The organism is Kosakonia sp. MH5 (assembly GCF_009935945.1).
Lineage (GTDB): Bacteria > Pseudomonadota > Gammaproteobacteria > Enterobacterales > Enterobacteriaceae > Kosakonia > Kosakonia radicincitans.
Genome location: NZ_QODH01000003.1, coordinates 439,380 through 464,716 on the forward strand (window position 1 = coordinate 439,380; position 25,337 = coordinate 464,716).

A 25,337-nucleotide genomic window follows, 5' to 3' on the forward strand; every position below is an offset into this window, starting at 1 on the left:
AAACGATATTTTTTATTCCCTTCGCGCTGTGGCGTAATCAGTAAAAATTGCTGACGGAGTTCACCATGCCACGCTCACTACACCAGACCGATACCGACCTGAATGCCGAAAACCTGCTGCGGCTGCCTGCTGAATTTGGCTGCCCGGTATGGGTTTATGATGCGCAAATTATTCGCGCGCAAATCGCCAAACTCAGCGCGTTTGATGTGGTGCGTTTCGCGCAAAAGGCGTGCTCAAATATTCATATTCTGCGCCTGATGCGCGAGCAGGGCGTGAAAGTTGATTCGGTGTCGCTGGGCGAGATCGAGCGTGCGTTAGCAGCGGGTTACGATCCGCAAACGCATCCGGACGATATTGTTTTCACTGCCGATGTGATTGATGACGCCACGCTGGCGCGCGTCAGCGAGCTGGGCATTGCGGTGAACGCCGGTTCCGTCGATATGCTGGAACAGCTCGGCGCTGTGTCGCCGGGCCATCGCGTCTGGCTGCGCGTCAATCCGGGTTTTGGCCACGGCCACAGCCAGAAAACCAATACCGGCGGTGAAAATAGCAAACACGGTATCTGGTACAGCGATCTCAATGCGGCTCTGGCGGTGATGCAGCGCTATCAGCTAAAACTGGCGGGCATTCACATGCACATCGGTTCCGGCGTTGATTACGGCCATCTTGAGCAGGTGTGCGGCGCAATGGTGCGCCAGGTGGTGGATTTCGGCCAGGATCTGCCGGCTATCTCCGCCGGTGGCGGGCTTTCCATTCCCTACCATGAAGGGGAAGATCAGGTTGATACGGCTCACTATTTTGGTTTGTGGAATGCCGCTCGCGAGCAAATCGCCAAACATCTCGGCCATGCGGTGAAACTGGAGATCGAACCGGGACGCTTCCTGGTGGCGGAATCCGGCGTACTGGTATCGCAGGTGCGCAGCGTGAAGAATATGGGTAGCCGCCACTTTGTGCTGATTGACGCCGGTTTTAACGATCTGATGCGCCCGGCGATGTACGGCAGCTATCATCACATTACCGCGCTGGCTGGCGATGGCCGCGATCTGCATCAGGCTGAACTTATCGACACCGTGGTTGCGGGGCCGCTGTGTGAATCCGGCGATGTCTTTACCCAACAAGAGGGCGGGAAAGTGGAAACCCGCGCGCTGCCTGCGGTAAAAGCGGGGGATTATCTGGTGCTGCATGATACCGGCGCGTACGGCGCATCGATGTCGTCAAACTACAACAGCCGCCCGCTGCTGCCGGAAGTGCTGTTTGATCATGGCGTTGCGCGCCTGATCCGCCGCCGTCAGACCATCGACGAGCTGCTGGCGCTGGAGCAGTTCTAATCCTGATACGGTCCCGCCGCCACCGAATCGCGTAATACCAGCGTGCCGGTAAACGGGGGGATCGGTTCAATCTCGTCGGCATTCGCCAGTTTGATTGCCTGATCGATAGCCGTGGCGATCATGGTATCGATCGGCAGATAGACCGTTGACAGCCCAGGCTCCAGCCAGCGAGCGCTGGGCGCATCATCAAAACCAAACAGCGAAATATCCTGCGGAATGCGCAAACTGGCCTGGTAGAGCGCCTTCGATGCGCCGAGCGCCATATCATCGTTACAGGCGAACAAGGCACTGAAATGCGCCCCTTCCTGCAACATCTCACGGCACAACTCATAGCCGCGCGTCATGGTGGCGTCGCCGTATTTTACTCTTCCCGCATCCCAGCTAATTCCGTGTTTTTCCAGCGCCTTGCGATACCCCATTAGTCGCGCTTTGCCGGTGGGGGTATGAATCGGCACGGTGATGCAGGCGATCTCGCGGTGGCCAAGGCCCGCCAGATAATCCACCACCTGGAAGGCAGCGTCCTGCTGCTCGAAGAAGACACATTTGTCATGCGCCTGGGATAATTCGCGGTTGATCACGATCAGCGGCATCGGCGTTTCATCGATCAAACGCAGGATGCTGTTTTCACTCATAAAACGGGTATAGAGAATAATGGCGTCGCAGCGACGGTCCGCCAGCATCTGCACCGCCAGCGTTTCCCGCTCCGGCGTGTCGTGACCGTCGGTGACAATCAGTTGCTTACCGTGAAATTCCGTCCGGCGGGAAGCCTGCTGTAGCAGGCGGCCAAAATAGAAACCGTCAAAGCTGGAAACCACCAGGCCAATGCTATTACTGGTACGATTCGCCAGCGATTGCGCCAGAAAATTGGGGCGGTACCCCAGCTCTTCCATCGCTTTAAAAACCTGAGCGCGGGTGCTCTCTTTGACTTGCCCCGTTTTGTTGAGCACCCGGGAAACCGTCGCTTTCGACACGCCTGCGCGCAGTGAAACATCCAGCATTGTGACCATGACAAGCTCTCCGCATTAATGAGAGGCAGTTTAACACACTCATTTCGCGGGTTAAGGCGTAGCGGGTGGGTTTGGCTTAAGTACGGAAATATTCCTGAAAAAGCTAAGGTGGCATGCCAATGTGAGTAATCGCTTCGTTTTGGAATACCAGTAGAGGGCTTGCGAGCCGGGTCACAGAACTTTTCTAACGCTGTGGCTATTTTTGGTATGCCAAATGGAATCCGGCTGTATACCTGTACCGATAAAAAAAGCCCCCCTTAACTGAGGTGTGACCCTATGGCCCTACAAGAAAAGCTCATTGATTCTCTGGGTAGTTTCGCCACCAAGTTCAACAGCTATCGCTATATCATGGCGATCAAATCTTCGTTTATTACGCTGATGCCGGTCATTATTGTCGGCGCGTTCTCGGTATTAATTTCCAACATGGTACTGGACCCGAAAAACGGTCTCGCCAGCTTCCAGGCGCTGTCGTTTCTCGCTGCGCTCAAACCGATTACCAGCGCCATTAACTATGCCACGCTGAACTTCCTCAACATTGGCGCGGTGTTTTTAATTGGTATTGAACTGGGGCGTATTAACGGCATCAAGTCGCTGTTTCCCGGTCTGCTGGCGGTGATCTGCTTTATCTGCGTGACGCCCACTACTGTCGAGATGATGGTGGATGGCCAGATGCACGTGGTGAAAGATGTGCTGCTGCGCCAGTTCTCCGATACCCGCAGCCTGTTCCTCGGCATGTTTATCGCTATTTTGTCGGTGGAAGTCTACTGCTGGCTGGAAAACCGCGAGAGCCTGAAGATCAAAATGCCGGATACCGTACCGCCGAACGTTTCTGCCTCGTTCTCGGCGCTGATCCCGGCGATCATTACCACCACGCTGATCGCCACTTTCGGCTTCGTCTTCCATCAGGTGACCGGCATGTATCTGTATGACGCCGTGTATCAGGTGGTGCAGCAACCGCTGGAGCGCGTGGTACAAAGCCTGCCCGGCATTCTGCTGCTGATGTTTGTCGCGCAATTGTTCTGGGTGATCGGTATTCACGGCAACCAAATGATCAAACCGATCCGTGAACCGCTGCTGCTGGGGGCGATCACCGTCAATATGAGCGCCTTTGAGCAAGGGAAAGAGGTGCCGAACATCATCACCATGCCGTTCTGGGATGTGTACATGAGCATCGGCGGTTCCGGCCTGACCATCGGCCTGCTGATTGCGGTAATGATCGCCACGAAACGCAAAGAGATGAAAGAGATCGCCAAGCTGTCGATAGGTCCTGGGATCTTCAATATTAACGAGCCGGTGATCTTCGGTATGCCGATCATGCTGAACCCGATCCTCGCCATTCCGTTCATTATCACCCCGCTGGTGACCGGCTCGATCGGCTACTTCGCGACGGTAACCGGTTTTGCCGGGAAAGCCGTGGTGATGGTGCCCTGGACGACGCCGCCGTTGATCAATGCCTGGCTCTCTACCGCAGGCTCAATGGGGGCGGTGGTTACCCAGTTAATCTGCATTGTTACCGCCGTCGTTATCTATCTGCCGTTTGTGAAGATCGCCTCCCGCCGCGCGGAACAGGCGCAATTACAGGCGCAAGCCGCCAACAATGCCTGAGGATGTTATGAGTACAAAAACCATTGCCATTCCGCCGTCGTTTATTCTGGGCGCGGCGGCATCGGCCTGGCAAACCGAAGGCTGGGAAGGGAAAAAGGCGGGCCAGGATTCGTGGCCTGATCTCTGGTACAAAAACGATCGCCACGTCTGGCATGAGGGTTATGGCCCGGCGGTGGCCACGAATTTCTACCAGCGTTTTCGCGAAGATGTGCAACTGATGAAGCAGGCGGGGTTAACCCACTACCGCACCTCGATCAACTGGTCGCGCTTTCTTACCGATTACGAGCAGGGCGTGGTGGATGAGACTTACGCCAGCTATTACGACCAGCTTTTTGATGAGATGCAGCGCCATGGCATAACGCCGATGATCTGTCTGGAGCACTACGAGCTGCCCGGTTATCTGCTGGAAACCTACGGCGGCTGGGCCTCAAAGAGAGTGGTCGAACTCTATCTGCTGTACGTTGAGAAAGTGTTTGCGCGCTTCCACCATAAAGTGACACGCTGGTTTACCTTTAATGAGCCGATTGTGGTGCAAACCCGCGCCTATCTTGATGCGCTGCGCTGGCCGTATGAGCAGAACACCAGCACCTGGATGCAGTGGAACCACCACAAAAACCTGGCGACGGCAAAAGTGGTGAAGCTGTTTCGCGAGAAGGGGTACGCCGGAACTGTCGGTTGCATTCTCAACCCGGAAGTGACTTACCCACGTTCCAGCGCTCCGCACGATGTACTGGCGGCACAGCGTTACGATCTGTTCTATAACCGCGTGTTCCTCGATCCGCTGGTGAAAGGCCACTATCCGCAGGAGCTGGTGGATCTGCTGGAAAAACAGAACGTTAAATGGGATTACAGCGCAGAGGAACTGGCGATCATTCGCGACAACACCGTCGATGAACTGGGCATCAATCTTTACTATCCGCACCGTGTGAAAGCGCCATCGCGCGCCTGGCACCCGGAGACACCGTTCCACCCGGCGTATTACTATGAGCCGTTTGAGCTGCCGGGCAGAAAGATGAACAAATCGCGCGGCTGGGAGATCCTGCCGGAGATCATCTATGACATGGCGATGCGCATTAAAAACGAGTACGGCAACATTCCGTGGTTTGTTGCGGAAAGCGGCATGGGCGTGGAGAACGAAGGGCAGTTCCGCAATGCCGAAGGAACCATCGAGGATGATTACCGCATTGAGTTCATCGCCGCGCATCTGTATCAGACGCTGCGGGCGCGGGAAGAAGGCGCGAACTGCCACGGCTATATGCTGTGGGCGTTTACCGACAACGTTTCGCCGATGAACGCCTTTAAAAACCGCTATGGGCTGGTGGAGATCGATCTGCAGCACAACCGCGATCGGCGGGCGAAAAAGTCGCTGCACTGGTTCCGCGCGCTGAGCGATGAGCGCCGGTTGACCCTTACCCTCGATGATGAAGTAAGATAGCGCGCAATAACTAATAAGTGCAGGTGATATTGTGGAGAAGGCCGTCGTTCCGCCGGAAAAAAAACAGTACCAGGAGATTGGCGAGGATTTACGCGAGCAAATCATCCAGGGGCACTATCCCGTTGGCTCCCGCCTGCCGCCGGAGCGCAATATCGCCGAAAAATATGGCGTCAGCCGCACCATTGTGCGCGAAGCGCTGCTGATGCTGGAATTGCAGGGCACGGTTGATATTCGCCAGGGGTCGGGCGTCTATGTGATGCGTATTCCGCAGGCCCATGAAAACGAGGAAGAGCGCTTTCTCAGTAGCGATGTTGGCCCGTTCGAGATCCTGCAAGCGCGTCAGTTGCTGGAGAGCAATATTGCTGCCTTTGCGGCGACTATGGCGACGCGGGCGGATGTTGACAACCTGCGGCGTATTCTCGAACAAGAGCAGCGCGCCATCGCCCTGAATGACACCACCCAGGACAACAGCAAGATGTTTCATCTGGTGCTGGCCGGGGCTTCGCAAAACCAGATGCTGCTGGCAACGGTAGAGAGCATCTGGCACCAGATGGACAGTAGCCCGCTGTGGCAACAGTTTAATGTGCATATCGCCAGCCGTCCGTATCGCCTGAAATGGCTGGGCGACCGGCAAACGCTGCTGGCAGCGGTGCGTCGCCGCGATGTGATGGGCGCATGGCAGGCGATGTGGCAGCATCTGGAAAATGTCAAAAAAAGCCTGCTGGAGCTATCTGATGAAGATGCGCCGGATTTCGACGGCTATCTGTTTGAATCCGTCCCCATCTTCCAGGGAAAATTGATGTGAAAATCCTTCCTCTCTACGAAGCGCCGCGCTTTGCGCCGCAGGTTATCGAGTGGCTGTGGCATGAGTTTGGCGATTCCCTGCCGCGCGATTTCTTTGCCAGCATTATTGATCACAGCCAGACGCCGGGCGCGTTACCGTTGACGTTTGTGCTGGTTGACGGCGATGAACTGCTGGCGACTGTCGGGCTGTGGCGTTGCGATTTGATCAGCCGTCAGGATCTTTTCCCCTGGCTGGCCGCGTTGTATGTAAAAGAAAGCGCGCGCGGGCAGGGGCTGGCCGGGCAGCTACAGCATCATGTGATGGCGCAGGCAAAAGCAATGGGATTTAGCCAGTTACATCTCTATTCCGCCTGCCGCGATTTTTATGAGCGCTACGGCTGGGAGTATATTGGCGACGGGCTGGATTACCCGAACACGCATGTGCATTTGTATCGCATTGCGCTGTGAGTTTTTCGGCTAAACGCAGAAGAATATGCAGGCCGGATAAGCATTAACGCCTTCCGGCAAGCAATCAGGCTCAGGGCAACCCGCGTTAACTCTCCTGCGGGGCAATCACTGAATGGCGGCGCACCAGCGTCGGGTTAAACAGATGCGTTATCTCCGGCAGTGGACGGTTTTCCGCCAGCGCCAGCGCCAGCTCGGCGGCCTGTGTCGCCATGGTGACAATCGGGTAACGGACGGTGGTCAGCCGGGGACGCACATAGCGCGACACCAGCACATCATCGAAACCAATCAGTGAAATCTCGCCCGGCACATCAATGCCATTATCATTCAGTACGCCCATTGCGCCCGCCGCCATCGAATCGTTGTAACAGGCAACGGCGGTAAAGTTTCTGCCGCGACCTAGCAGTTCAGTCATCGCCTGTTCGCCGCCGCTTTCATCCGGCTCGGCGAAGGTCACCAGTCGGTCATTGCAGGGCAGGCCATTCTCTTTCAGCGCATCGTAATAACCCTGCAAACGATCTTCCGCGTCGGAAATGGCGTGGTTGGAGCAAAGGTAGCCAATGCGCGTATGGCCTTGCTGGATCAGGTGGCGGGTTGCCAGCCACGCGCCGTAGCGGTCGTCGAGCGCCACGCAGCGCTGTTCAAAACCCGGCAGAATACGGTTGATCAGTACCATGCCAGGAATTTGCTTCATCAGCGAAGCCAGCTCTTCATCGGGGATAGTTTTGGCGTGTACCACCAGCGCGCCGCAGCGATGGCGGATCAACTGCTCGATGGCTTTGCGCTCTTTCTCTTCGTTGTGGTAGCCGTTGCCAATCAGCAGAAAATTACCGGTGGCGGAAGCGACTTGCTCAACGGCTTTCACCATCGCGCCGAAAAAAGGATCTGAAACATCGCCGACCACCAGACCGACGGTTTCCGTCGATTGCTGCGCCAGCGCGCGGGCGTTGGCGTTCGGATGATAATTCAGCGCATCCATTGCACTTTGCACCGCCAGCCGTGAAGATTCGCTCGCTTTTGGCGAGTCGTTAATCACACGGGAAACCGTAGCAACGGAGACGCCTGCCAGCCGTGCTACATCTTTAATGGTCGCCATGGCGTACCTTCCTTAGGGGTAAGCGTTTACACACTGTGTAGTGTTACGGAAAAGGAATGGCTAATCAAGGCAGTTACCTGCTGGTAGTGTGCAAACGTGAAGTGACGCGTTGGAAAGCCGTGGAACCGTTACACAAAAAAGTTTTGCCGATTAATACAGGTAAAACCTTTAGTTACACTTTGCGCAAAGCTGTTTCGATTGTCTGCTGGTGGCGCGTTCTCCCCCATGACAGAGTGGTTATCCCAGAGGTATTGATAGGTGAGCGCAGCCCCCGGGTTGCATACTCGAATTACACCAACCTGCGCAGATGCGCAGGTTTTTTTTTGCCCGCGTTGTTACAAGCAAAGCGAATCGACACACCTCGTTTCACTTCGGCTCATTCCCTTGCTTTTTCCCGCTGGCGGTACGCCCGCGCCAACGCCACAATCAAGATCCCAGAGGTATTGATTGGTGATTTATTCGGTACGCTCTTCGTACTCATTTCTTGCACCAACCTGCGCGGACGCGCAGGTTTTTTTTTGCCCTGAATTTCTCCTCCAGCACTTCTCGTGTAATCTGCCACAATTTGCAAACTTACTTATTTCTCTGGCAAAAGGAGTTGAGATGCTACTGGGCTTTTTTCGCGAACTGTTTCGCGTTTTGTTCCGGGTGCAGTTGACCGGCAGCACTGAAGCACTACACGGCGAACGTGTGTTGATTACCCCTAACCATGTCTCCTTTATTGATGGCATTCTGCTGGCGCTGTTCCTGCCTGTACGCCCGGTTTTTGCGGTTTATTCCTCGATCAGCAGCCAGTGGTATATGCGCTGGATCCGCTCTATCGTTGACTTTGTCCCTCTCGACCCCACCAAACCGATGTCGATTAAATATCTGGTGCGCCTGATCGAGCAGGGCCGCCCGGTGGTGATTTTCCCTGAAGGGCGCATTTCGCTCTCGGGTTCGCTGATGAAAATCTATGACGGCGCGGGTTTTGTCGCCGCCAAATCGGGCGCAACGGTAATACCGCTGCGTATTGATGGCGCCGAGCTGACTTATTTCAGCCGCCTGAAAGGGCTGGTTAAACAGCGTCTGTTTCCGCGCATTACGCTGCATATTCTGCCGCCGACATCTTTACCGATGCCGGAAGCACCGCGCGCGCGCGATCGCCGCAAAATCGCCGGTGAGATGTTGCACCAAATCATGATGGAAGCGCGCATGGCCGTGCGCCCGCGCGAAACGCTGTTTGAAGCATTTCTCGCCGCGCAGTACCGTTTCGGTGCCAACAAGCCCTGCGTCGAAGACATTAACTTTACTCCCGACAGCTACCGCAAGCTGCTGACCAAGACGCTGTTCGTTGCGCGCATCCTGGAAAAATACAGTGAGCAGGGGGAGAAAATTGGCCTGATGCTGCCCAATGCAGGCATCAGCGCGGCGGTCATTTTTGGGGCGATTGCCCGTGGCCGAATTCCGGCGATGATGAACTACACTGCCGGGGTGAAAGGGCTTGGCAGCGCCATCACGGCAGCGCAAATCAAAACCATCTTCACCTCGCGAACCTTTATAGATAAAGGCAAGCTCTGGCATCTGCCGGAGCAGCTTACCCAGGTGCGCTGGGTCTATCTGGAAGATCTGAAGGGCGATGTTACGCTGCAAGATAAGGTTTGGATTTTCCGCCATTTGCTGACGCCGCTAAAAGCGCAAGTGGCGCAGAAACCGGAGGATCCAGCGCTGGTGCTCTTTACCTCCGGTTCTGAAGGCAACCCGAAAGGCGTGGTGCATAGCCACAAGAGCATTCTGGCTAACGTTGAGCAGATCAAAACCATCGCTGACTTTACCGCCAACGACCGCTTTATGTCGGCGCTACCGCTGTTCCACTCGTTTGGCCTGACGGTAGGGTTGTTTACGCCGCTGCTGACCGGGGCGGAAGTGTTTCTCTATCCCAGCCCGCTGCACTATCGCGTGGTGCCGGAACTGGTCTATGACCGCAACTGTACCGTGCTGTTTGGCACCTCGACCTTCCTCGGCAACTATGCGCGTTTCGCCAATCCTTACGACTTTTTCCGCCTGCGTTATGTCGTGGCTGGAGCCGAAAAGCTCCAGGAGAGCACGCGCCAGTTGTGGCAGGACAAATTCGGCCTGCGCATTCTGGAAGGTTATGGCGTGACCGAATGTGCGCCGGTGGTTTCGATTAACGTGCCGATGGCGGCGAAACCGGGCACGGTTGGCCGTATTCTGCCGGGAATGGATGCGCGTCTGATGGCGGTACCAGGCATTGAAGAGGGCGGACGCCTGCAACTCAAAGGGCCGAACGTGATGACCGGCTATCTGCGGGTAGAAAAACCCGGTGTGCTGGAAGCGCCGTCGGCGGAGAATATTCATGGCGAGCAGGAAGCTGGCTGGTACGACACTGGCGATATTGTGCGTTTTGATGAGCAAGGATTTGTGCAGATTCAGGGGCGCGCGAAGCGTTTTGCCAAAATTGCCGGTGAGATGATCTCGCTGGAGACGGTGGAACAGCTGGCGCTGGCGGTGTCGCCGGAGAAAATGCATGCCACGGTGATTAAAAGTGATGCCAGCAAAGGTGAAGCGCTGGTGATGTTTACGAACGATGAATCGCTGACGCGCGATAAACTTCTGCAGTATGCGCGTGCGCAGGGTGTCCCTGAACTGGCGGTACCGCGTGACATTCGTTATCTCAAGCAACTGCCGGTGCTGGGCAGCGGCAAGCCAGATTTTGTCACGCTCAAAACGATGGTTGACGAGGCGGAAACCCAACATGCTTAAACCTGAGATCAACGCCTCGCTGTGGTCGCGTGGAATGATGGCGGTGATCGCCGCCCAGTTCCTTTCGGCATTTGGCGACAATGCGCTGCTGTTTGCCACGCTGGCGCTGCTTAAGGCTGAGTTTTACCCGGACTGGAGCCAGCCGATCCTGCAAATGGTGTTTGTGGGCGCTTACATCCTGTTTGCCCCATTTGTCGGTCAGGTGGCGGATAGTTTCGCCAAAGGCCGGGTAATGATGATGGCGAACGGCTTAAAGCTGCTGGGCGCTGCGAGCATTTGCTTTGGCGTGAATCCCTTTGTCGGCTATCTGCTGGTGGGCATTGGCGCGGCGGCTTACTCTCCGGCGAAGTACGGCATCCTCGGCGAGATCACTTCCGGGGATAAGCTGGTTAAAGCCAATGGGCTGATGGAGTCATCAACCATTGCCGCCATTCTGCTCGGTTCGGTGGCGGGTGGCGTGCTGGCCGACTGGCATGTGCTTGCTGCGCTGGGGGTTTGTACTCTGGTTTATGCGGGCGCGGTCGTCGCAAATTTGCTGATCCCAAAGCTGCCCGCTGCGCGGCCGGGGCAGTCCTGGCGTTTTACGCCGATGACGTACAGCTTCTTTAGCGCCTGCAAAAGTTTGTGGCGCAACGGTGAAACCCGCTTTTCGCTGGTTGGCACCAGCCTGTTCTGGGGGGCGGGTGTGACGCTGCGCTTCCTGCTGGTGCTGTGGGTGCCGGTAGCGCTGGGTATTACTGACAACGCCACGCCGACCTATCTGAACGCGATGGTGGCGGTCGGGATTGTGGTCGGTGCCGGGCTGGCGGCGAAGCTGGTCACGCTGGAAACTGTCGCGCGCTGTATGCCTGCAGGGGTTTTGATTGGCGTCGCGGTGGTGCTGTTTTCGTTACAACATGCTTTGCTGCCTGCTTATGGCGTTCTGATGCTGATCGGCATGCTGGGCGGCTTTTTTGTCGTGCCACTGAATGCGTTGCTACAGGCGATTGGTAAAGCGTCGGTCGGGGCGGGCAATGCGATTGCCGTGCAGAATCTCGGCGAAAACATGGCAATGCTGGTAATGCTGGGGCTGTACTCGCTGGCGGTAAAAGCTGGCGCTCCGGTAGTGGGAACGGGCGTCGGCTTTGGCGTGATCTTTGCGCTGGCGATAGCGGCGCTGTGGTTCTGGCAGCGCCGCCGGTAAGTTTACGGCGCCGGGTAGGTATATATCTGGTGCACCGCTTCAATCTCCGCCAGCACATCCTGGCTCAGATCCAGATGCAGGCTTTCCACATTGGTTTTCAACTGTTCCATCGTCGTCGCGCCCAGCAGGGTGCTGGCGACGAAGGGCTGGCGACGGACAAACGCCAGCGCCATCTGCGCCGGATCGAGATTGTGTCGCTTCGCAATATCCACATAAGCCGCCACCGCTTTTTGCGCCTGCTCACCGCTGTAACGCGTAAAGCGGCTGAACAGCGTGTTGCGCGCGCCTGCGGGTTTCGCCCCGCTGAGGTATTTCCCGGTCAGCGTGCCGAAGGCGAGGCAGGAGTAGGCCAGCAGTTCTACACCTTCATACTGGCTCACTTCCGCAAGGCCCACTTCAAAGCTGCGGTTTAGCAGACTGTACGGGTTCTGGATGGTGACAATGCGCGGCAGTTCATGCTTTTCCGCCAGATGCAGATAGCGCATCACGCCAAAGGCGGTTTCGTTCGAGACGCCGATATAACGAATTTTGCCCGCGCGCTGAAACTCAGTCAGCGCTTCCAGCGTTTCCAGCAGCGTTATGACCGGCGCGCTCTCTACCCAGCTATAACCCAGCTTGCCGAAGCAGTTAGTGGCGCGCTGCGGCCAGTGAACCTGGTAGAGATCGAGATAATCGGTTTGCAGACGTTTTAAACTTTCATCCAGCGCGCTGCGGATGTTTTTACGATCGAGCGCCTGATCCGGACGGATCCCGCTGTCATTGTTGCGGCTTGGGCCGCTGACTTTAGAGGCGATAACCAGCTTTTCGCGGTTGCCGCGTTTTGCCAGCCAGTTGCCGACATAGGTTTCGGTTAAACCCTGCGTTTCCGGGCGTGGCGGAACAGGGTACATCTCTGCGACATCAATCAGGTTGATTCCCTGGCTGACGGCGTAATCGAGCTGTGCATGGGCGTCGGCTTCGCTGTTTTGTTCACCAAACGTCATTGTGCCCAGCCCCAGGGTGCTGATTTCCAGCGAACTGTGGGGGATACGGTGATACTGCATAGCCGGCTTCCTTAAAAATACAACGTCAGTAGTCCTGACAAAGGACTATAAACATGGCAGAGGGGAAGCAAAAGGGAAAGGGAAAATTCACAAAAAGGTCAGCAGGTCACTGACCTTTAAAGATATTTCTTAGCGTTCGATAATCTGGGAGACATCATCACGGTTAATCTGCATTTTGTTGCCTTGCTGATCGCGATAGCTGACCAGCCCGGTATCATCATCAATTTCCGGCTTACCATCCGTCAGGATCATTCTGCCGTCTTTTGTTGCCATTACGTAATCGCTACTGCATCCGGAAACCGCAAAAGCTAAACCTACTGCGGAAATAATCACCGCCCATTTTTTCATCACTCAGACCCTCTCATTGCATGCGTCACACACAGTCTAGTAATAACCCGCTGTTTCGCGATGGAAAAGGGAGATTTTCTGAAAATAGCGGTTAGAGCGGGTAAGGAAGTGAAAAGCGCTTCCCCGACCGGGGAAGCGCTTTGCTTACAGTGGATTTTTTTTGTTGCGCAACAGGTTAAGCCACTCGACAGCGATAGAGAAGAACATCGCGAAGTAGATATAACCTTTCGGCACATGAATCGAAACGCTTTCGAGGATCAGCGTAAAGCCGACCAGAATCAAAAACGACAGCGCCAGCATTTTGACCGACGGATGGCGATCGACAAATTCGCCAATCGGACGCGCGGCAAACATCATCACGCCAACAGCGATCACGACGGCGGCCATCATGATGAACAGATGATCGGAGAGACCCACTGCGGTAATCACCGAATCGAGACTGAAAATGATATCCAGCAGCATGATCTGCACGATAGCGCCGAGGAAAGAGTGAACGTTAGTTTTCAGCCCTTCTTCTTCACCTTCGATCGACTCGTGGATCTCTTTGCTCGCTTTCCAGATCAGGAACAATCCGCCGAGAAAAAGGATCATGTCACGCGCCGAAACGCTGTGATCAAAAAGGGTGAATAACGGATGCGTCAGTCTTGTTACCCAGGCAATAGAAGCCAGCAGCAGCAGTCGCATCAGCATTGCCGCTGCCAGCCCAAGCCGACGGGCGTGATTACGTTGCGCGGTAGGTAACTTTGCAACAACCAGAGAGAGGAAAATAATATTATCGATCCCTAACACGATCTCCAGCAGCGTCAGCGTACCGAGCGCAAGCCAGGCGTTAGGGTCGGTGATCCATGCAAATAACATCAATAAAAGTCCTGCAAAAAAAGAAGCGCTAATTATAAGCGTCGGTGAGGCTGTGGCAAAAAATTAATAGCCGGATAGAAAAAAGTGGCGAGCCAGCAGCGAGCGGGTGAAGTTCTTTTTCAGGTAGAAACCGCGAGGTAGCGTGAGAATAGGCTCCCCATGTTCGCCAATCGCTTCCGTTAACGCTTTGCTGTTGGCGGCCTTGGGACGTAATTGCAGGACTTCGCCGTGACGGGCGGTAATACGCGTGACCTGGCCCAACACAATCAGATCCATCAACTCTTCCCAGTCCTGGCGCAACTGCTGCTCTTCTTCCTCATTGGGGCTCCAGAGCAACGGCGATCCGACACGGCGATCGGCTACCGGGATCTCGCGTGAACCCTCTATCGGGATCCATAACACGCGTTTCAGCTTGTGCCGGACATGGCTGGTTTCCCACACCACGCCGCTATTCCCGGTGAGTGGTGCGACGCAAACAAAGGTGGTTTCCAGCGGGCGGCCCTGGTTATCCACCGGAATGGTTTTTAACTCGACGCCCAGCGCGGCGAAGTCCTGTTCGGGTTTGCTTCCGGCGCTGGCGCCCAGCCATAGCTCAAGCAACACACCGATCCAGCCTTTATCCCGTTTCAGATCGCGCGGCACCGGCAGTCCCACCAATGCCGCCAGTTCGCCAAGCGAATAGCCTGCCAGGCGCTGTGCCTGAGCGAGTAACTGAGCCTCGGATTCTGGTGGCGAAGTGAAGGGAGACAACGCGAACATGTCACTAACCTTTTGATTAAAAAACAGGCAGTAGTTTTCCACTGTAGTCTGGTAGTTTACCGTTTTCAGTGGAATATAGGCAACGCAATGATTTAAAAGATAATTTATTTGTGTTTGTAATGTGTTGCGCAACAGCCTGCCAGGTTTTCCAAATCTGGTCACTGACAATGAACAGGATCTTACACCATGTTATCCACAGAAAAATGGGATAACTGATGAAAACCCTCACTACTGTTTCCATTTACAGCCTTGACGTGCGATGAAAATCGAGTTTCTGCACAAAATATGCCTAACTTATTGGCATAATCTGTGGATAAAAACGGCTCTGTTCGATCTTTCATCAGCGCCAGGATCCTAAGAGTGATGATCGTCACGTAATGCTGCAAAAAACCGGTGATAAGTCACTTAACTAAATGAATCACCGAGTTTTATTTTTTTACCCGATAAATGGGTTATTCAGACTGTTCTGGGTTTTCCCTGGGTAATTCCATACTTTTTCACAACTCTATCCACAGAAAAGGTGAATAAAACCCGTCTGAGGCAGGGGGTGATGTTTATAACTCTTATGCAAACTGTGAGTTATTCAATCGTTATCCGTTCGTATCCCTGTCATAGAGTGGTTTACCGTTTTCCGGGAGTGTGAAACAATCTCGTCATTCAGGTTTATTTTGAGGTAGTCCGGTGATTGATGACGATGGCTACCGCCCAAATGTGGGAATCGTAATCTGCAATCGACAGGGCCAGGTGATGTGGGCCAGACGCTTCGGGCAGCACTCATGGCAATTTCCCCAGGGGGGAATCAACCCAGGCGAGACCCCGGAGCAGGCGATGTACCGGGAACTGTTCGAGGAAGTGGGCTTAAGTCGTAAAGATGTTCGTATCCTTGCTTCTACCCGTAACTGGTTGCGTTACAAGTTACCGAAACGTTTGGTGCGTTGGGACACAAAGCCGGTTTGTATCGGCCAGAAACAAAAATGGTTTCTTTTGCAGTTGATTGGTAATGATGCAGAAATCAATATGCAAACCAGTAGCACTCCTGAGTTTGATGGCTGGCGTTGGGTAAGCTACTGGTATCCTGTTCGTCAGGTAGTCTCGTTTAAACGCGACGTCTACCGACGGGTGATGAAAGAGTTTGCAAGTGCGGTGTTATCGCTTCAGGAAACGCCTCCTAAGCCACAAAACGCACCTGCCTGGCGACGTAAACGAGGTTAAGCCACCCACATTATGCTCACCCGACTGCGAGAAATAGTTGAGAAAGTTGCCAGCGCGCCGCGTCTTAACGAAGCGCTGGAGATACTGGTTACCGACGTGTGTCTGGCGATGGAAACCGAAGTATGCTCGGTCTATCTTGCAGATCACGACAGGCGCTGTTTTTATCTGATGGCGACGCGCGGCTTAAAAAAGCCGCGTGGCCGCACTGTCACGCTCGCATTCGATCAGGGGATCGTGGGCCTGGTTGGCCGACTGGCGGAGCCTATCAACCTTGCCGATGCGCAGAAACATCCCAGCTTTAAATATATTCCTGCGGTAAAAGAGGAGCGTTTTCGCGCGTTTCTCGGCGTACCAATTATCCAGCGTCGTCAGTTGCTTGGCGTACTGGTTGTGCAGCAGCGTGAGCTGCGCCAGTACAATGAAAGCGAAGAGTCCTTTCTGGTCACACTGGCTACCCAGGTCGCCGGGATCCTTTCCCAGTCACAATTAAATGCCTTGTTTGGTCAGTATCGGCAGACTCGTATTCGCGCGCTGCCTGCTTCGCCGGGGGTTGCCATTGCCGAAGGTTGGATGGATCAAACCCTGCCGTTGATGGAGCAGGTTTATCCGGCATCGACGCTGGATACCTCGCTTGAGCGTGAAAGGCTGACCAGCGCGCTGGAAGAGGCTGCCAACGAATTCCGCCGTTACAGCAAGCGTTTTTCCGCCGGTGCGCAAAAAGAGACGGCGGCGATTTTCGATCTCTATTCCCACCTGCTCTCCGATGCGCGTTTGCGCCGTGAGCTGTTCGAAGAAGTGGACAGAGGCGTGGTGGCCGAATGGGCGGTGAAAACGGTGATTGAAAGTTTCGCCGAACAGTTTGCCGCGCTCAGCGATGGTTATCTGAAAGAACGGGCCGGCGATCTCCGGACCCTCGGCCAGCGTCTGCTGTTCCACCTTGATGACAATATTCAGGGGCCGAATACCTGGCCGGAGCGCTTTGTGCTGGTCGCCGATGAGCTTTCGGCGACAACGCTGGCAGAGTTGCCGCACGATCGGCTGGTGGGCGTAGTGGTGCGCGACGGTGCCGCCAACTCTCATGCCGCGATCATGGTGCGCGCGCTTGGCATTCCGACGGTGATGGGGGCGGATATCCAGCCTTCTGCGCTGCATCGCCGTACGCTGATTGTCGATGGTTACCGCGGCGAATTGCTGGTGGATCCGGAACCGGTTCTGCTACAGGAATACCAGCGTCTCATCACTGAGGAAAATGAGCTCAGCCGTCTCGCCGAAGATGATGTCAATCTGGCGGCGCAGCTTAAAAGCGGCGAGCGGGTGAAAGTAATGCTGAATGCTGGCTTAAGCCCGGAGCATGAAGAGAAACTCGGCAGCCGCATCGACGGTATCGGGCTGTACCGCACTGAAATTCCCTTTATGCTGCAAAGCGGCTTTCCGTCGGAAGAGGAGCAGGTGGCGCAATATCAGGGCATGCTGCAAATGTTCAACGACAAGCCGGTAACGCTGCGTACGCTGGATATTGGCGCCGATAAACAACTGCCCTATATGCCCATCAGCGAGGAAAATCCCTGTCTTGGCTGGCGAGGCATTCGTATTACGCTCGATCAGCCGGAAATTTTCCTCGTGCAGGTGCGCGCCATGCTGCGCGCTAATGCGGCGACCGGCAACCTCAGTATTCTGCTGCCGATGATCACCAGCATTGACGAGGTGGATGAGGCAAAACGGCTCATTGAACGCGCCGGACGTGAAGTCGAAGAGATGATCGGCTACGCCATTCCACGCCCGCGTATTGGCGTGATGCTGGAAGTGCCCTCAATGGTGTTTATGTTGTCGCATCTGGCAAGCCGCGTTGATTTTATCTCCATCGGCACTAACGATCTGACACAGTATATTCTGGCGGTGGATCGCAACAATACCCGCGTAGCGACAATGTATGACAGTCTGCATCCGGCCGTGCTGCGTGCGCTGTCGATGGTGGCTACTGAGGCGGAACGGTTAGGCATCGACCTTTGCCTGTGCGGTGAAATGGCCGGGGATCCGATGTGTGTCGCCGTGCTGATAGGCCTTGGTTATCGCCATTTGTCGATGAATGGGCGTTCGGTCGCGCGCATCAAATATTTGCTGCGGCGTATTGATGCTGAAGAGGCGCAGGTGCTGGCAAATCGCACGCTTGAGGCGCAATTAACTGCCGAAGTTCGCCATCAGATTGCCGCTTTTATGGAGCGGCGCGGGTTGGGCGGCCTGATCCGCGGCGGGATTTAAGCGTCTGCTTGTTCAGAGGTAAAATAAGCGCGTGGCTGTTTGACTATACATATCTTTTACAACTTCGGCGCAACTCATGCATCCCCCTTATGCTATGATTCGCCCCTTTGGAGCGGCCGCCGGTTGCGACCGCATATGTAAACCGCTGTCCACTTTCGGCGGAAGAACAACAAGTTGTGGTGACAGATGAACAGTGGCTATCTGCGTTTTCCCGATTTTGATCCGGTGATTTTTTCCATTGGACCCGTCTCCCTGCACTGGTACGGGTTGATGTACCTCGTAGGGTTCGTTTTTGCAATGTGGCTGGCTACGCGTCGGGCGAACCGTCCGGGCAGCGGCTGGACGAAAAACGAAGTGGAAAATCTGCTCTATGCAGGTTTCCTGGGGGTATTTCTGGGGGGCCGCCTCGGCTACGTGTTGTTCTACAATTTCCCTCTATTCCTTGCCGATCCGCTCTATCTGTTCCGCGTGTGGGATGGCGGTATGTCCTTCCACGGCGGCCTGATTGGCGTTATCGTCGTGATGGTGATTTTCGCGCGTCGTACTAAACGCAGCTTCTTCCAGGTCTCTGATTTTATTGCGCCGCTGATCCCATTTGGTCTGGGTGCCGGACGTCTGGGCAACTTTATCAATGGTGAATTATGGGGCCGCGTTGATCCCTCATTCCCTTTTACTATGTTGTTCCCCGGCTCGCGTGCGGAAGATGTCGCGTTGCTGCCAGCGCATCCGGAATGGCAGTCGATTTTTGATACATACGGCGTGCTGCCACGTCATATGTCACAGCTCTATGAGCTGGCGCTGGAAGGCGTTGTCCTGTTTATCATCCTTAACCTGTTTATCCGTAAACCACGCCCGACCGGCGCGGTCTCCGGCTTGTTCCTGATTGGCTACGGTGCGTTCCGTATCATTGTTGAATTTTTCCGCCAGCCCGATGCGCAGTTTACCGGCGAATGGGTGCAGTACATCAGCATGGGGCAGATCCTCTCCATTCCAATGATTGTCGCAGGCGCTATTATGATGATCTGGGCGTACCGCCATCGTTCGCCGCAACACGTTTCCTGAGGAACCATGAAACAGTATTTAGAATTGATGCAAAAGGTGCTGACCGAAGGCACCCCGAAAAATGACCGCACCGGGACAGGCACGCTGTCTATTTTTGGCCATCAGATGCGTTTTAATCTGCAGGACGGTTTCCCGCTGGTGACCACCAAGCGCTGCCATTTGCGTTCAATTATCCATGAACTGCTGTGGTTCCTGCAGGGCGATACCAATATCGCTTATCTGCGCGAAAACAACGTCACCATCTGGGATGAATGGGCCAACGAGCGGGGCGATCTCGGACCGGTATACGGTAAACAGTGGCGCGCATGGCCAACACCGGATGGCCGCCATATCGATCAGATTTCAACGGTTATCAACCAGTTGAAAAACGATCCGGACTCTCGCCGTATTATCGTTTCTGCCTGGAACGTCGGCGAACTGGACAAAATGGCGCTGGCGCCTTGCCATGCGTTCTTCCAGTTCTATGTAGCGGACGGCAAGCTCTCCTGCCAGCTCTATCAGCGTTCCTGCGATGTGTTCCTTGGGCTGCCGTTCAATATCGCCAGCTATGCATTGCTGGTACATATGATGGCGCAGCAGTGCGATTTGGAGCCGGGTGATTTTGTCTGGACGGGGGGCGATACGCACCTCTACAGCAACCACCTTGAGCAGACGCATCTGCAACTCAGCCGCGAACCCCGCGCGCTGCCGAAACTGGTGATCAAACGTAAGCCAGAGTCGCTGTTTGATTACCGCTTCGAAGATTTCGATATTGAAGGTTACGATCCGCACCCGGCAATTAAAGCGCCGGTCGCTGTCTGACCAGGCTGAACATGACACAACCGGTGCAGTAATGCGCCGGTTTTTTTCATCAAAAAACGGTTTTTCGGCGTTGCTCGCAGCCGCTGTGCAAGCCACTGCAAATGCATTTTTTTCTCTCGTAACACCTCGTAATTTTCCCTTTTCTGCCTCGCTCTGAACATCCACCGCTTGCACACTGCCGCCATGAAAAACGAAGCAGGTTTTACCCTTATTGAAACGCTTATTGCCGTTGCGCTGATCGCGATCCTGAGCGGTATGGGGCTCTCGGGCTGGCAGCACTGGCAGGCGCAGCAGCGGTTATGGCAGACCGCGCTACAAGTTCGCCACTTTCTGGAACGGTTACGCGAGGAGGCGAACTGGCATAATCAGGCGCAACGGGTTTATTCGGCACGGGGGAGCGAAGGCTGGTGCCTGCTCAATACGCCCTCTGCGGGATGCGCCACGCCAGGCCCGCTCGCCGTTATGCCCGCCTGGCCTGAGGTGACGCTCCTGGATGTGACGCCGTCGCTCGGCTTCTTTGGTTTGCGCAACACCGCATGGCCCGGGCATATTCGCGTTCGCAGCAGTGCCGGAGAGTGGCGGATCGTGGTTTCAGCCTGGGGGCGCATCAGAATGTGTCAGAACGCGAAGGACGATCAATGTTGAACAGTCAACGGGGTTTTTCATTGCTGGAAACCGTACTGGCAATGGCTATTGGCAGCATATTACTGCTGGCTTCTGCCCGCTTTTTACCGGCACTGCAAGCCGCCGTTTTGCAACAGACTCGTATCCAGACGCTGGAGGACGATCTCTGGCAACGACTCTGGGCGGTAGCAAAACAGTTACAGCGGGCGGGCTACTGCAACGGCAGTTGCACTGGCCAGCCGCTGGTTATCAGCAGTAGCGGAGAGTGCGTGATAATGCAGTGGGATGCCAACAGCAACGGACGCTGGGAATCTTCTGCGAGCAGCGAACCGGAGCAAACGGGGTTTCGTCTGCAAAATGGTGCGCTGGAGACATTGCGTGGCGCAACGTCCTGTACCGGACGGGGCTGGGAAAAAACGACCGATCCTGCCCAGATGTCTGTCTCGCGTTTTAACGTGACCAGGCGCGAGACGACAGGATATGCCCCACAGCTTAGTGTCGCGCTCACCGCCTCTCTTCCCGGTGATGCAGGAACGACGGCGAACGCTGTGCTGGACGTCATCGGATATAACTTATGAATCGTCAACGGGGAATGTCATCGCTGGCACTGGTATTGCTGCTACTGGTGCTCGGAAGCCTGATGCTGAATGGCCTGAATCAGCAACTTTCCAGCCATTTGTGGCGCGTAAATCGTGAGATTCACGGATTACGCAATATTGCTGAAATCCACTCGGCGATGGCGTGGGCGCAACATCAGGTATGGCCATCGCAACCCTTGTTACAGTGTCGGCAACCTTCTGGCGCGGGTTTGCGCAGTTGTCTGCGCATTTTCAGCGATGGTTCCGCGTTGCTGATCGTTGCGAACGAAGAGGATGTACTGTGGCATCTGGGGGCAGTAAGCGGTGGTAATATCCGCTTTTTGCCGCATGGCTGGAGTGATTTTTGTCCGCTAAACGAGGTGGCGCTATGTCTGCTTCCCTGAACAAGCAACGGGGTTTCAGCCTGACGGAGGTATTGCTGGCGATGCTGCTGATGGTGATGGTGGTTACCGCACTGGGCGGTTATCATCGGGCACTGGCATCAGGGTTCTGGTCTGCCAGCCAGTGGCGGCAGTTGTGGCGATATGCATGGCAACAGGCGCAACCCGACGCACCGCCTTTGCCGCCTGGCTGGCAGGTAAACCGGGGGCAGACAACGGCAGAGGGATGTGTCAGCATCAACGTCACCGTCACCTCACCAGTGGGCAGGCAGGGGCAGATGACGCGATTATTTTGTCCGAACAGTCAGTAGTCAGGAGCGCTTATGTTAAGGGTTTACCACTCCAATCGCCTGGATGTGCTGGAAGCATTGATGGAGTTTATCGTTGAGCGAGACAGACTCGACGATCCCTTTGAACCGGAAGTGGTTCTGGTGCAAAGCACCGGCATGGCGCAATGGCTTCAGATGACGCTGGCGCAAAAGTTTGGCATCGCCGCCAATATCACCTTTCCGCTCCCGGCTAGTTTCATCTGGGACATGTTTGTCAGCGTGCTCGATGACATTCCCAAAGAGAGCGCTTTTAGCAAGCAGAGCATGGGCTGGAAGCTCATGTCGCTGTTGCCGGACATGCTGGAGCGCGAAGAGTTCGCCATGTTGCGTCACTACCTGAATGACGATGACGACAAGCGCAAACTGTTTCAGCTTTCGTCGCGGGTAGCGGATCTTTACGACCAGTACCTTGTCTACCGTCCGGAATGGCTGACACGCTGGGAAGCGGGCGAAACCGTTGATGGGTTGGGCGAGGCGCAACAGTGGCAGGCTCCGCTCTGGCGTGCTCTGGTGGAACATACCGCTGCGCTTGGTCAGCCTCACTGGCACCGCGCCAACCTCTATCAACGTTTTATCAACACACTCGAATCGGCACAGACGCCGCCCGCAGGTCTGCCGTCCCGCGTCTTCATCTGCGGTATTTCTGCTCTGCCGCCAGTCTATTTACAGGCTCTGCAGGCGCTGGGTAAGCACATTGATGTTCATCTGCTGTTTACCAATCCCTGTCGTTACTACTGGGGAGATATCAAAGATCCCGCATTTCTGGCAAGGCTGGTTACCCGCCAGCGCCGCCATCACCGGGAAGATCGTCTGTTTCCGCTGTTTCGCGATACGCAAAACGCAGGTGGTCTGTTTAATGACGACGGTGAACAGGATGTAGGAAACCCGTTGTTGGCCTCGTGGGGAAAGCTGGGGCGCGATAACATTTTTCTGCTGGCAGGCATGGATCGTTACGAGGAACTGGATGCTTTTGTTGATATCACGCCCGGTTCCCTGCTGCAAAACCTGAAGTACGACATCCTTGAGTTGCAAAACAGCGCCGTGGCTGGCGTGACTGCGGAAGAGTTTGCCCACAGCGACAAAAAGCGAACGCTATCACTCGACGATCGCAGCGTGACGGTACATGTCTGCCATAGCCCGCAGCGTGAAGTGGAGATCCTGCACGATCGTTTACTGGCGATGCTGGAAGCCGATCCGGAACTGACGCCGCGCGATATTGTGGTGATGGTGGCGGATATCGACAGTTATAGCCCCTACATCCAGGCCGTTTTCGGCAGTGCCAGCGGCGAGCGCTATCTTCCCTATGCTATTTCCGACCGCCGCGCCCGGCAGGCGCATCCGGCGCTGCAGGCTTTTATTAGCCTGCTATCGCTGCCGGACAGCCGCTTTGTTTCTGAAGATGTGCTGGCGCTGCTGGATGTTCCGGTGCTGGCTGCGCGTTTTAACATCGATGAAGAGGGGCTGCGTTACCTGCGGTTGTGGGTTAATGAGTCCGGTATTCGCTGGGGGATGGATGATGACAACGTGCGCGAGCTTGAGTTGCCGCCGACCGGGCAGCACACCTGGCAGTTTGGCCTCACGCGTATGCTCATCGGTTATGCTATGGAGAGCCGCCACGGCGAATGGCAATCCGTTCTGCCTTACGATGAATCAAGTGGGCTGATTGCTGAACTGGTGGGGCATCTGGCAACGCTGCTGATGCAATTGAATATCTGGCGTCGTGGGCTTTCTGAAGCGCGTCCGCTGGAGGAGTGGCTTCCGGTTTGCCGTGATATGCTCAACGACTTTTTCCTGCCCGATCAGGATACCGAAGCGGCGCTGGCGCTGATCGAGCAGGAGTGGCAGGCGATCATCGCTCAGGGTGTTGGCGCGAAGTATGGCGAAGCGATCCCGCTTTCTTTACTCCGCGATGAGCTGGCCCAGCGCCTGGATCAGGAGCGTATCAGCCAGCGCTTTCTCGCCGGTCCGGTCAATATCTGTACCCTGATGCCGATGCGTTCCATTCCCTTTAAAGTTGTTTGTCTGTTAGGCATGAATGACGGCGTTTACCCGCGCACGCTCCCGCCGCTGGGGTTTGATTTGATGAGCCAGAAGCCGCAGCGCGGCGATCGCAGCCGCCGCGACGACGACCGTTATCTCTTCCTGGAAGCGCTAATTTCGGCGCAGCAGCAGCTCTACATCAGCTATATCGGCCGTTCTATCCAGGATAACAAAGAGCGTTTCCCTTCCGTGTTGGTGCAGGAACTGGTCGATTACATTGGCCAAAGCCACTGCCTGGTGGGGGATGAAGCGCTGAACTGCGATGACAGCGAGCGTCGGGTGAAAGCGCATATCACGCATTTACATACCCGTATGCCGTTCGATCCGGCGAACTTTACTGCTGACGAGTGGCAGAGTTATGCCCGTGAATGGCTGCCTGCGGCGAGTTCGCAGGGTGAAGCGCATTCACCGTTTATCCAGACGCTGGAAAGTCAGCCGCTGGAAACGCTCTCCTTCGATCAGCTTCAGCGCTTCTGGGCGCATCCGGTAAGGGCTTTTTTCCAGATGCGTTTACGGGTCAACTTCCGTCCGGAAGAGAGTGAGATCCCTGATGCCGAGCCGTTTATCCTCGATGGTTTAGACCGGTACCAGTTGAATCTTGAACTGCTCAACACATTAGTGGAGCAGCAGGACGAAGATAAATTATTCCGCCGTTATCGCGCTGCGGGCCTGCTGCCTTATGGCGCTTTTGGCGAAATTATCTGGGAAACACAGTGCCAGGAGATGCAGGAACTTGCCGGTCGCGTCATCGAGCATCGTCAACCTGCCGTAAGCCAGGAGATCGATCTTCACTGTGCAGGCGTTCATTTGACGGGCTGGTTGTCACGTGTGCAGCCGGATGGCCTGCTACGCTGGCGACCCTCTTTATTGAGCGTTTCTCAGGGGCTGCAACTTTGGCTTGAGCATCTTGTCTACTGTGCCAGCGGTGGTACCGGCGAAAGCCGATTGTTTGTGCGTAAAGAAGGTGAGTGGCGATTCCCGCCGCTGAAACCAGAGCAGGCGATGGACTCTCTGGCACTGATGATCGACGGCTACCGGGAAGGGATGACGAAACCGCTGCTACTGGTGCCGGAAAGCGGCGGCGCGTGGATAAAAGCCTGTTATGACGCTGCAAATGATGCCATGTTAATGGACGAGGAAACGCTACAGAAAGCGCAAAGCAAATTTCTGCAAGCCTGGGAGGGCAATATGATGGTTCGCGGTGAAGGTGAAGATATATGGTATCAGCGGTTGTGGCGTACCCTTGAGCCAGAGTGTTACGCTGAAATCACCGAACAGGCGCGCCGTTTCCTGTTACCGCTTTATCGACATAATCAGTCCGACTGATTGTATAAAAATTGCGCAAGCCGTAAGCATCC

At 55.3% G+C, this 25,337-nt stretch carries 23 protein-coding genes; 17 read left to right on the forward strand and 6 right to left on the reverse strand.

Annotated features, from left to right (window positions below):
* The first annotated feature begins 65 nt into the window (after window positions 1-65).
* Entirely contained in the window at window positions 66-1,328 is a 1,263-nt protein-coding gene (gene lysA, locus DK872_RS11880; protein WP_007370341.1) for a diaminopimelate decarboxylase, read from the forward strand.
* On the opposite strand, the gene DK872_RS11885 is transcribed toward lysA, so the two are convergent.
* The gene (locus DK872_RS11885) at window positions 1,325-2,335 is read right to left on the reverse strand and encodes a LacI family DNA-binding transcriptional regulator (RefSeq protein WP_071921365.1); all 1,011 of its coding nucleotides are present in this window, start codon (window positions 2,333-2,335) and stop codon (window positions 1,325-1,327) included. The two genes, lysA and DK872_RS11885, sit on opposite strands and share 4 nt — an antisense overlap.
* A 276-nt stretch (window positions 2,336-2,611) precedes the next feature.
* On the opposite strand from DK872_RS11885, the gene DK872_RS11890 reads away from it, so the two are divergent.
* Genes DK872_RS11890 through DK872_RS11905 form a run of 4 tightly spaced genes read left to right on the forward strand, consistent with a single transcriptional unit; the run spans window position 2,612 to window position 6,626 of the window.
* A complete protein-coding gene (locus DK872_RS11890; protein ID WP_007370343.1) occupies window positions 2,612-3,940 on the forward strand; it encodes a PTS sugar transporter subunit IIC in 1,329 nt (442 codons plus the stop codon).
* A gap of 7 nt (window positions 3,941-3,947) precedes the next feature.
* The gene (locus DK872_RS11895; protein WP_035887783.1) at window positions 3,948-5,375 is read left to right on the forward strand and encodes a glycoside hydrolase family 1 protein; all 1,428 of its coding nucleotides are present in this window, start codon (window positions 3,948-3,950) and stop codon (window positions 5,373-5,375) included.
* A 31-nt stretch (window positions 5,376-5,406) separates the two neighbouring features.
* On the forward strand, window positions 5,407-6,180 hold the full coding sequence (locus DK872_RS11900) for a GntR family transcriptional regulator (RefSeq protein ID WP_007370345.1): 774 nt from the start codon (window positions 5,407-5,409) through the stop codon (window positions 6,178-6,180).
* Complete coding sequence (locus DK872_RS11905; protein WP_007370346.1) at window positions 6,177-6,626, forward strand: GNAT family N-acetyltransferase; 450 nt, start codon at window positions 6,177-6,179, stop codon at window positions 6,624-6,626. Before DK872_RS11900 ends, DK872_RS11905 begins: the two co-directional genes overlap by 4 nt.
* Window positions 6,627-6,711: 85 nt before the next feature.
* Here DK872_RS11905 and galR read toward each other — a convergent pair whose 3' ends face one another.
* Complete coding sequence (galR, locus tag DK872_RS11910) at window positions 6,712-7,719, reverse strand: HTH-type transcriptional regulator GalR (RefSeq protein ID WP_043956737.1); 1,008 nt, start codon at window positions 7,717-7,719, stop codon at window positions 6,712-6,714.
* A 56-nt stretch (window positions 7,720-7,775) separates the two neighbouring features.
* Here galR and DK872_RS11915 point away from each other — a divergent pair, with 56 nt between their 5' ends.
* The 3 genes from DK872_RS11915 (at window position 7,776) to lplT (ending at window position 11,665) form a co-directional block, all read left to right on the forward strand.
* Window positions 7,776-8,246 carry a hypothetical protein gene (locus DK872_RS11915; protein ID WP_035887630.1) on the forward strand — a complete coding sequence of 157 codons (471 nt, stop codon included), beginning with the start codon at window positions 7,776-7,778 and terminating at the stop codon, window positions 8,244-8,246.
* Between the two features lie 76 nt (window positions 8,247-8,322).
* Window positions 8,323-10,482 (forward strand): bifunctional acyl-ACP--phospholipid O-acyltransferase/long-chain-fatty-acid--ACP ligase, encoded by a 2,160-nt coding sequence (gene aas, locus DK872_RS11920; protein ID WP_035887632.1) that lies wholly within the window; start codon window positions 8,323-8,325, stop codon window positions 10,480-10,482.
* On the forward strand, window positions 10,475-11,665 hold the full coding sequence (gene lplT / locus DK872_RS11925) for a lysophospholipid transporter LplT (protein WP_035887635.1): 1,191 nt from the start codon (window positions 10,475-10,477) through the stop codon (window positions 11,663-11,665). Before aas ends, lplT begins: the two co-directional genes overlap by 8 nt.
* A 2-nt stretch (window positions 11,666-11,667) precedes the next feature.
* Here lplT and DK872_RS11930 read toward each other — a convergent pair whose 3' ends face one another.
* The 4 genes from DK872_RS11930 to mutH form a co-directional block, all read right to left on the reverse strand.
* Window positions 11,668-12,708 carry an NADP(H)-dependent aldo-keto reductase gene (locus DK872_RS11930; protein ID WP_161518387.1) on the reverse strand — a complete coding sequence of 347 codons (1,041 nt, stop codon included), beginning with the start codon at window positions 12,706-12,708 and terminating at the stop codon, window positions 11,668-11,670.
* 129 nt (window positions 12,709-12,837) lie between these two features.
* Window positions 12,838-13,056, reverse strand: a complete 219-nt coding sequence (ygdR, locus tag DK872_RS11935; RefSeq protein WP_007370351.1) for a lipoprotein YgdR — start codon at window positions 13,054-13,056, stop codon at window positions 12,838-12,840.
* Window positions 13,057-13,200: 144 nt separating this feature from the next.
* A complete protein-coding gene (locus DK872_RS11940) occupies window positions 13,201-13,914 on the reverse strand; it encodes a TerC family protein (RefSeq protein WP_007370352.1) in 714 nt (237 codons plus the stop codon).
* A gap of 63 nt (window positions 13,915-13,977) precedes the next feature.
* The gene (gene mutH / locus DK872_RS11945) at window positions 13,978-14,673 is read right to left on the reverse strand and encodes a DNA mismatch repair endonuclease MutH (protein ID WP_007370353.1); all 696 of its coding nucleotides are present in this window, start codon (window positions 14,671-14,673) and stop codon (window positions 13,978-13,980) included.
* 681 nt (window positions 14,674-15,354) lie between these two features.
* Here mutH and rppH point away from each other — a divergent pair.
* From rppH to recC, 9 genes are all read left to right on the forward strand, one after another.
* Window positions 15,355-15,885, forward strand: coding sequence for an RNA pyrophosphohydrolase (rppH, locus tag DK872_RS11950; protein ID WP_035887639.1), 531 nt, complete (start codon window positions 15,355-15,357; stop codon window positions 15,883-15,885).
* A gap of 12 nt (window positions 15,886-15,897) precedes the next feature.
* Complete coding sequence (gene ptsP / locus DK872_RS11955; protein ID WP_007370355.1) at window positions 15,898-18,144, forward strand: phosphoenolpyruvate--protein phosphotransferase; 2,247 nt, start codon at window positions 15,898-15,900, stop codon at window positions 18,142-18,144.
* A gap of 186 nt (window positions 18,145-18,330) precedes the next feature.
* The gene (gene lgt, locus DK872_RS11960) at window positions 18,331-19,206 is read left to right on the forward strand and encodes a prolipoprotein diacylglyceryl transferase (protein WP_007370356.1); all 876 of its coding nucleotides are present in this window, start codon (window positions 18,331-18,333) and stop codon (window positions 19,204-19,206) included.
* 6 nt (window positions 19,207-19,212) lie between these two features.
* On the forward strand, window positions 19,213-20,007 hold the full coding sequence (gene thyA / locus DK872_RS11965; protein WP_007370357.1) for a thymidylate synthase: 795 nt from the start codon (window positions 19,213-19,215) through the stop codon (window positions 20,005-20,007).
* Between the two features lie 183 nt (window positions 20,008-20,190).
* Window positions 20,191-20,652, forward strand: a complete 462-nt coding sequence (locus DK872_RS11970; protein WP_035887642.1) for a prepilin peptidase-dependent protein — start codon at window positions 20,191-20,193, stop codon at window positions 20,650-20,652.
* A complete protein-coding gene (locus tag DK872_RS11975) occupies window positions 20,646-21,209 on the forward strand; it encodes a prepilin peptidase-dependent protein (protein ID WP_035887644.1) in 564 nt (187 codons plus the stop codon). The genes DK872_RS11970 and DK872_RS11975 overlap by 7 nt, the downstream gene beginning before the upstream one ends.
* Window positions 21,206-21,613 carry a DUF2509 family protein gene (locus DK872_RS11980; RefSeq protein ID WP_161518388.1) on the forward strand — a complete coding sequence of 136 codons (408 nt, stop codon included), beginning with the start codon at window positions 21,206-21,208 and terminating at the stop codon, window positions 21,611-21,613. Before DK872_RS11975 ends, DK872_RS11980 begins: the two co-directional genes overlap by 4 nt.
* Window positions 21,598-21,921, forward strand: a complete 324-nt coding sequence (locus DK872_RS11985) for a prepilin-type N-terminal cleavage/methylation domain-containing protein (protein ID WP_035887647.1) — start codon at window positions 21,598-21,600, stop codon at window positions 21,919-21,921. The genes DK872_RS11980 and DK872_RS11985 overlap by 16 nt, the downstream gene beginning before the upstream one ends.
* A 12-nt stretch (window positions 21,922-21,933) precedes the next feature.
* The gene (gene recC / locus DK872_RS11990; RefSeq protein WP_071921361.1) at window positions 21,934-25,305 is read left to right on the forward strand and encodes an exodeoxyribonuclease V subunit gamma; all 3,372 of its coding nucleotides are present in this window, start codon (window positions 21,934-21,936) and stop codon (window positions 25,303-25,305) included.
* Window positions 25,306-25,337 lie beyond the last annotated feature (32 nt).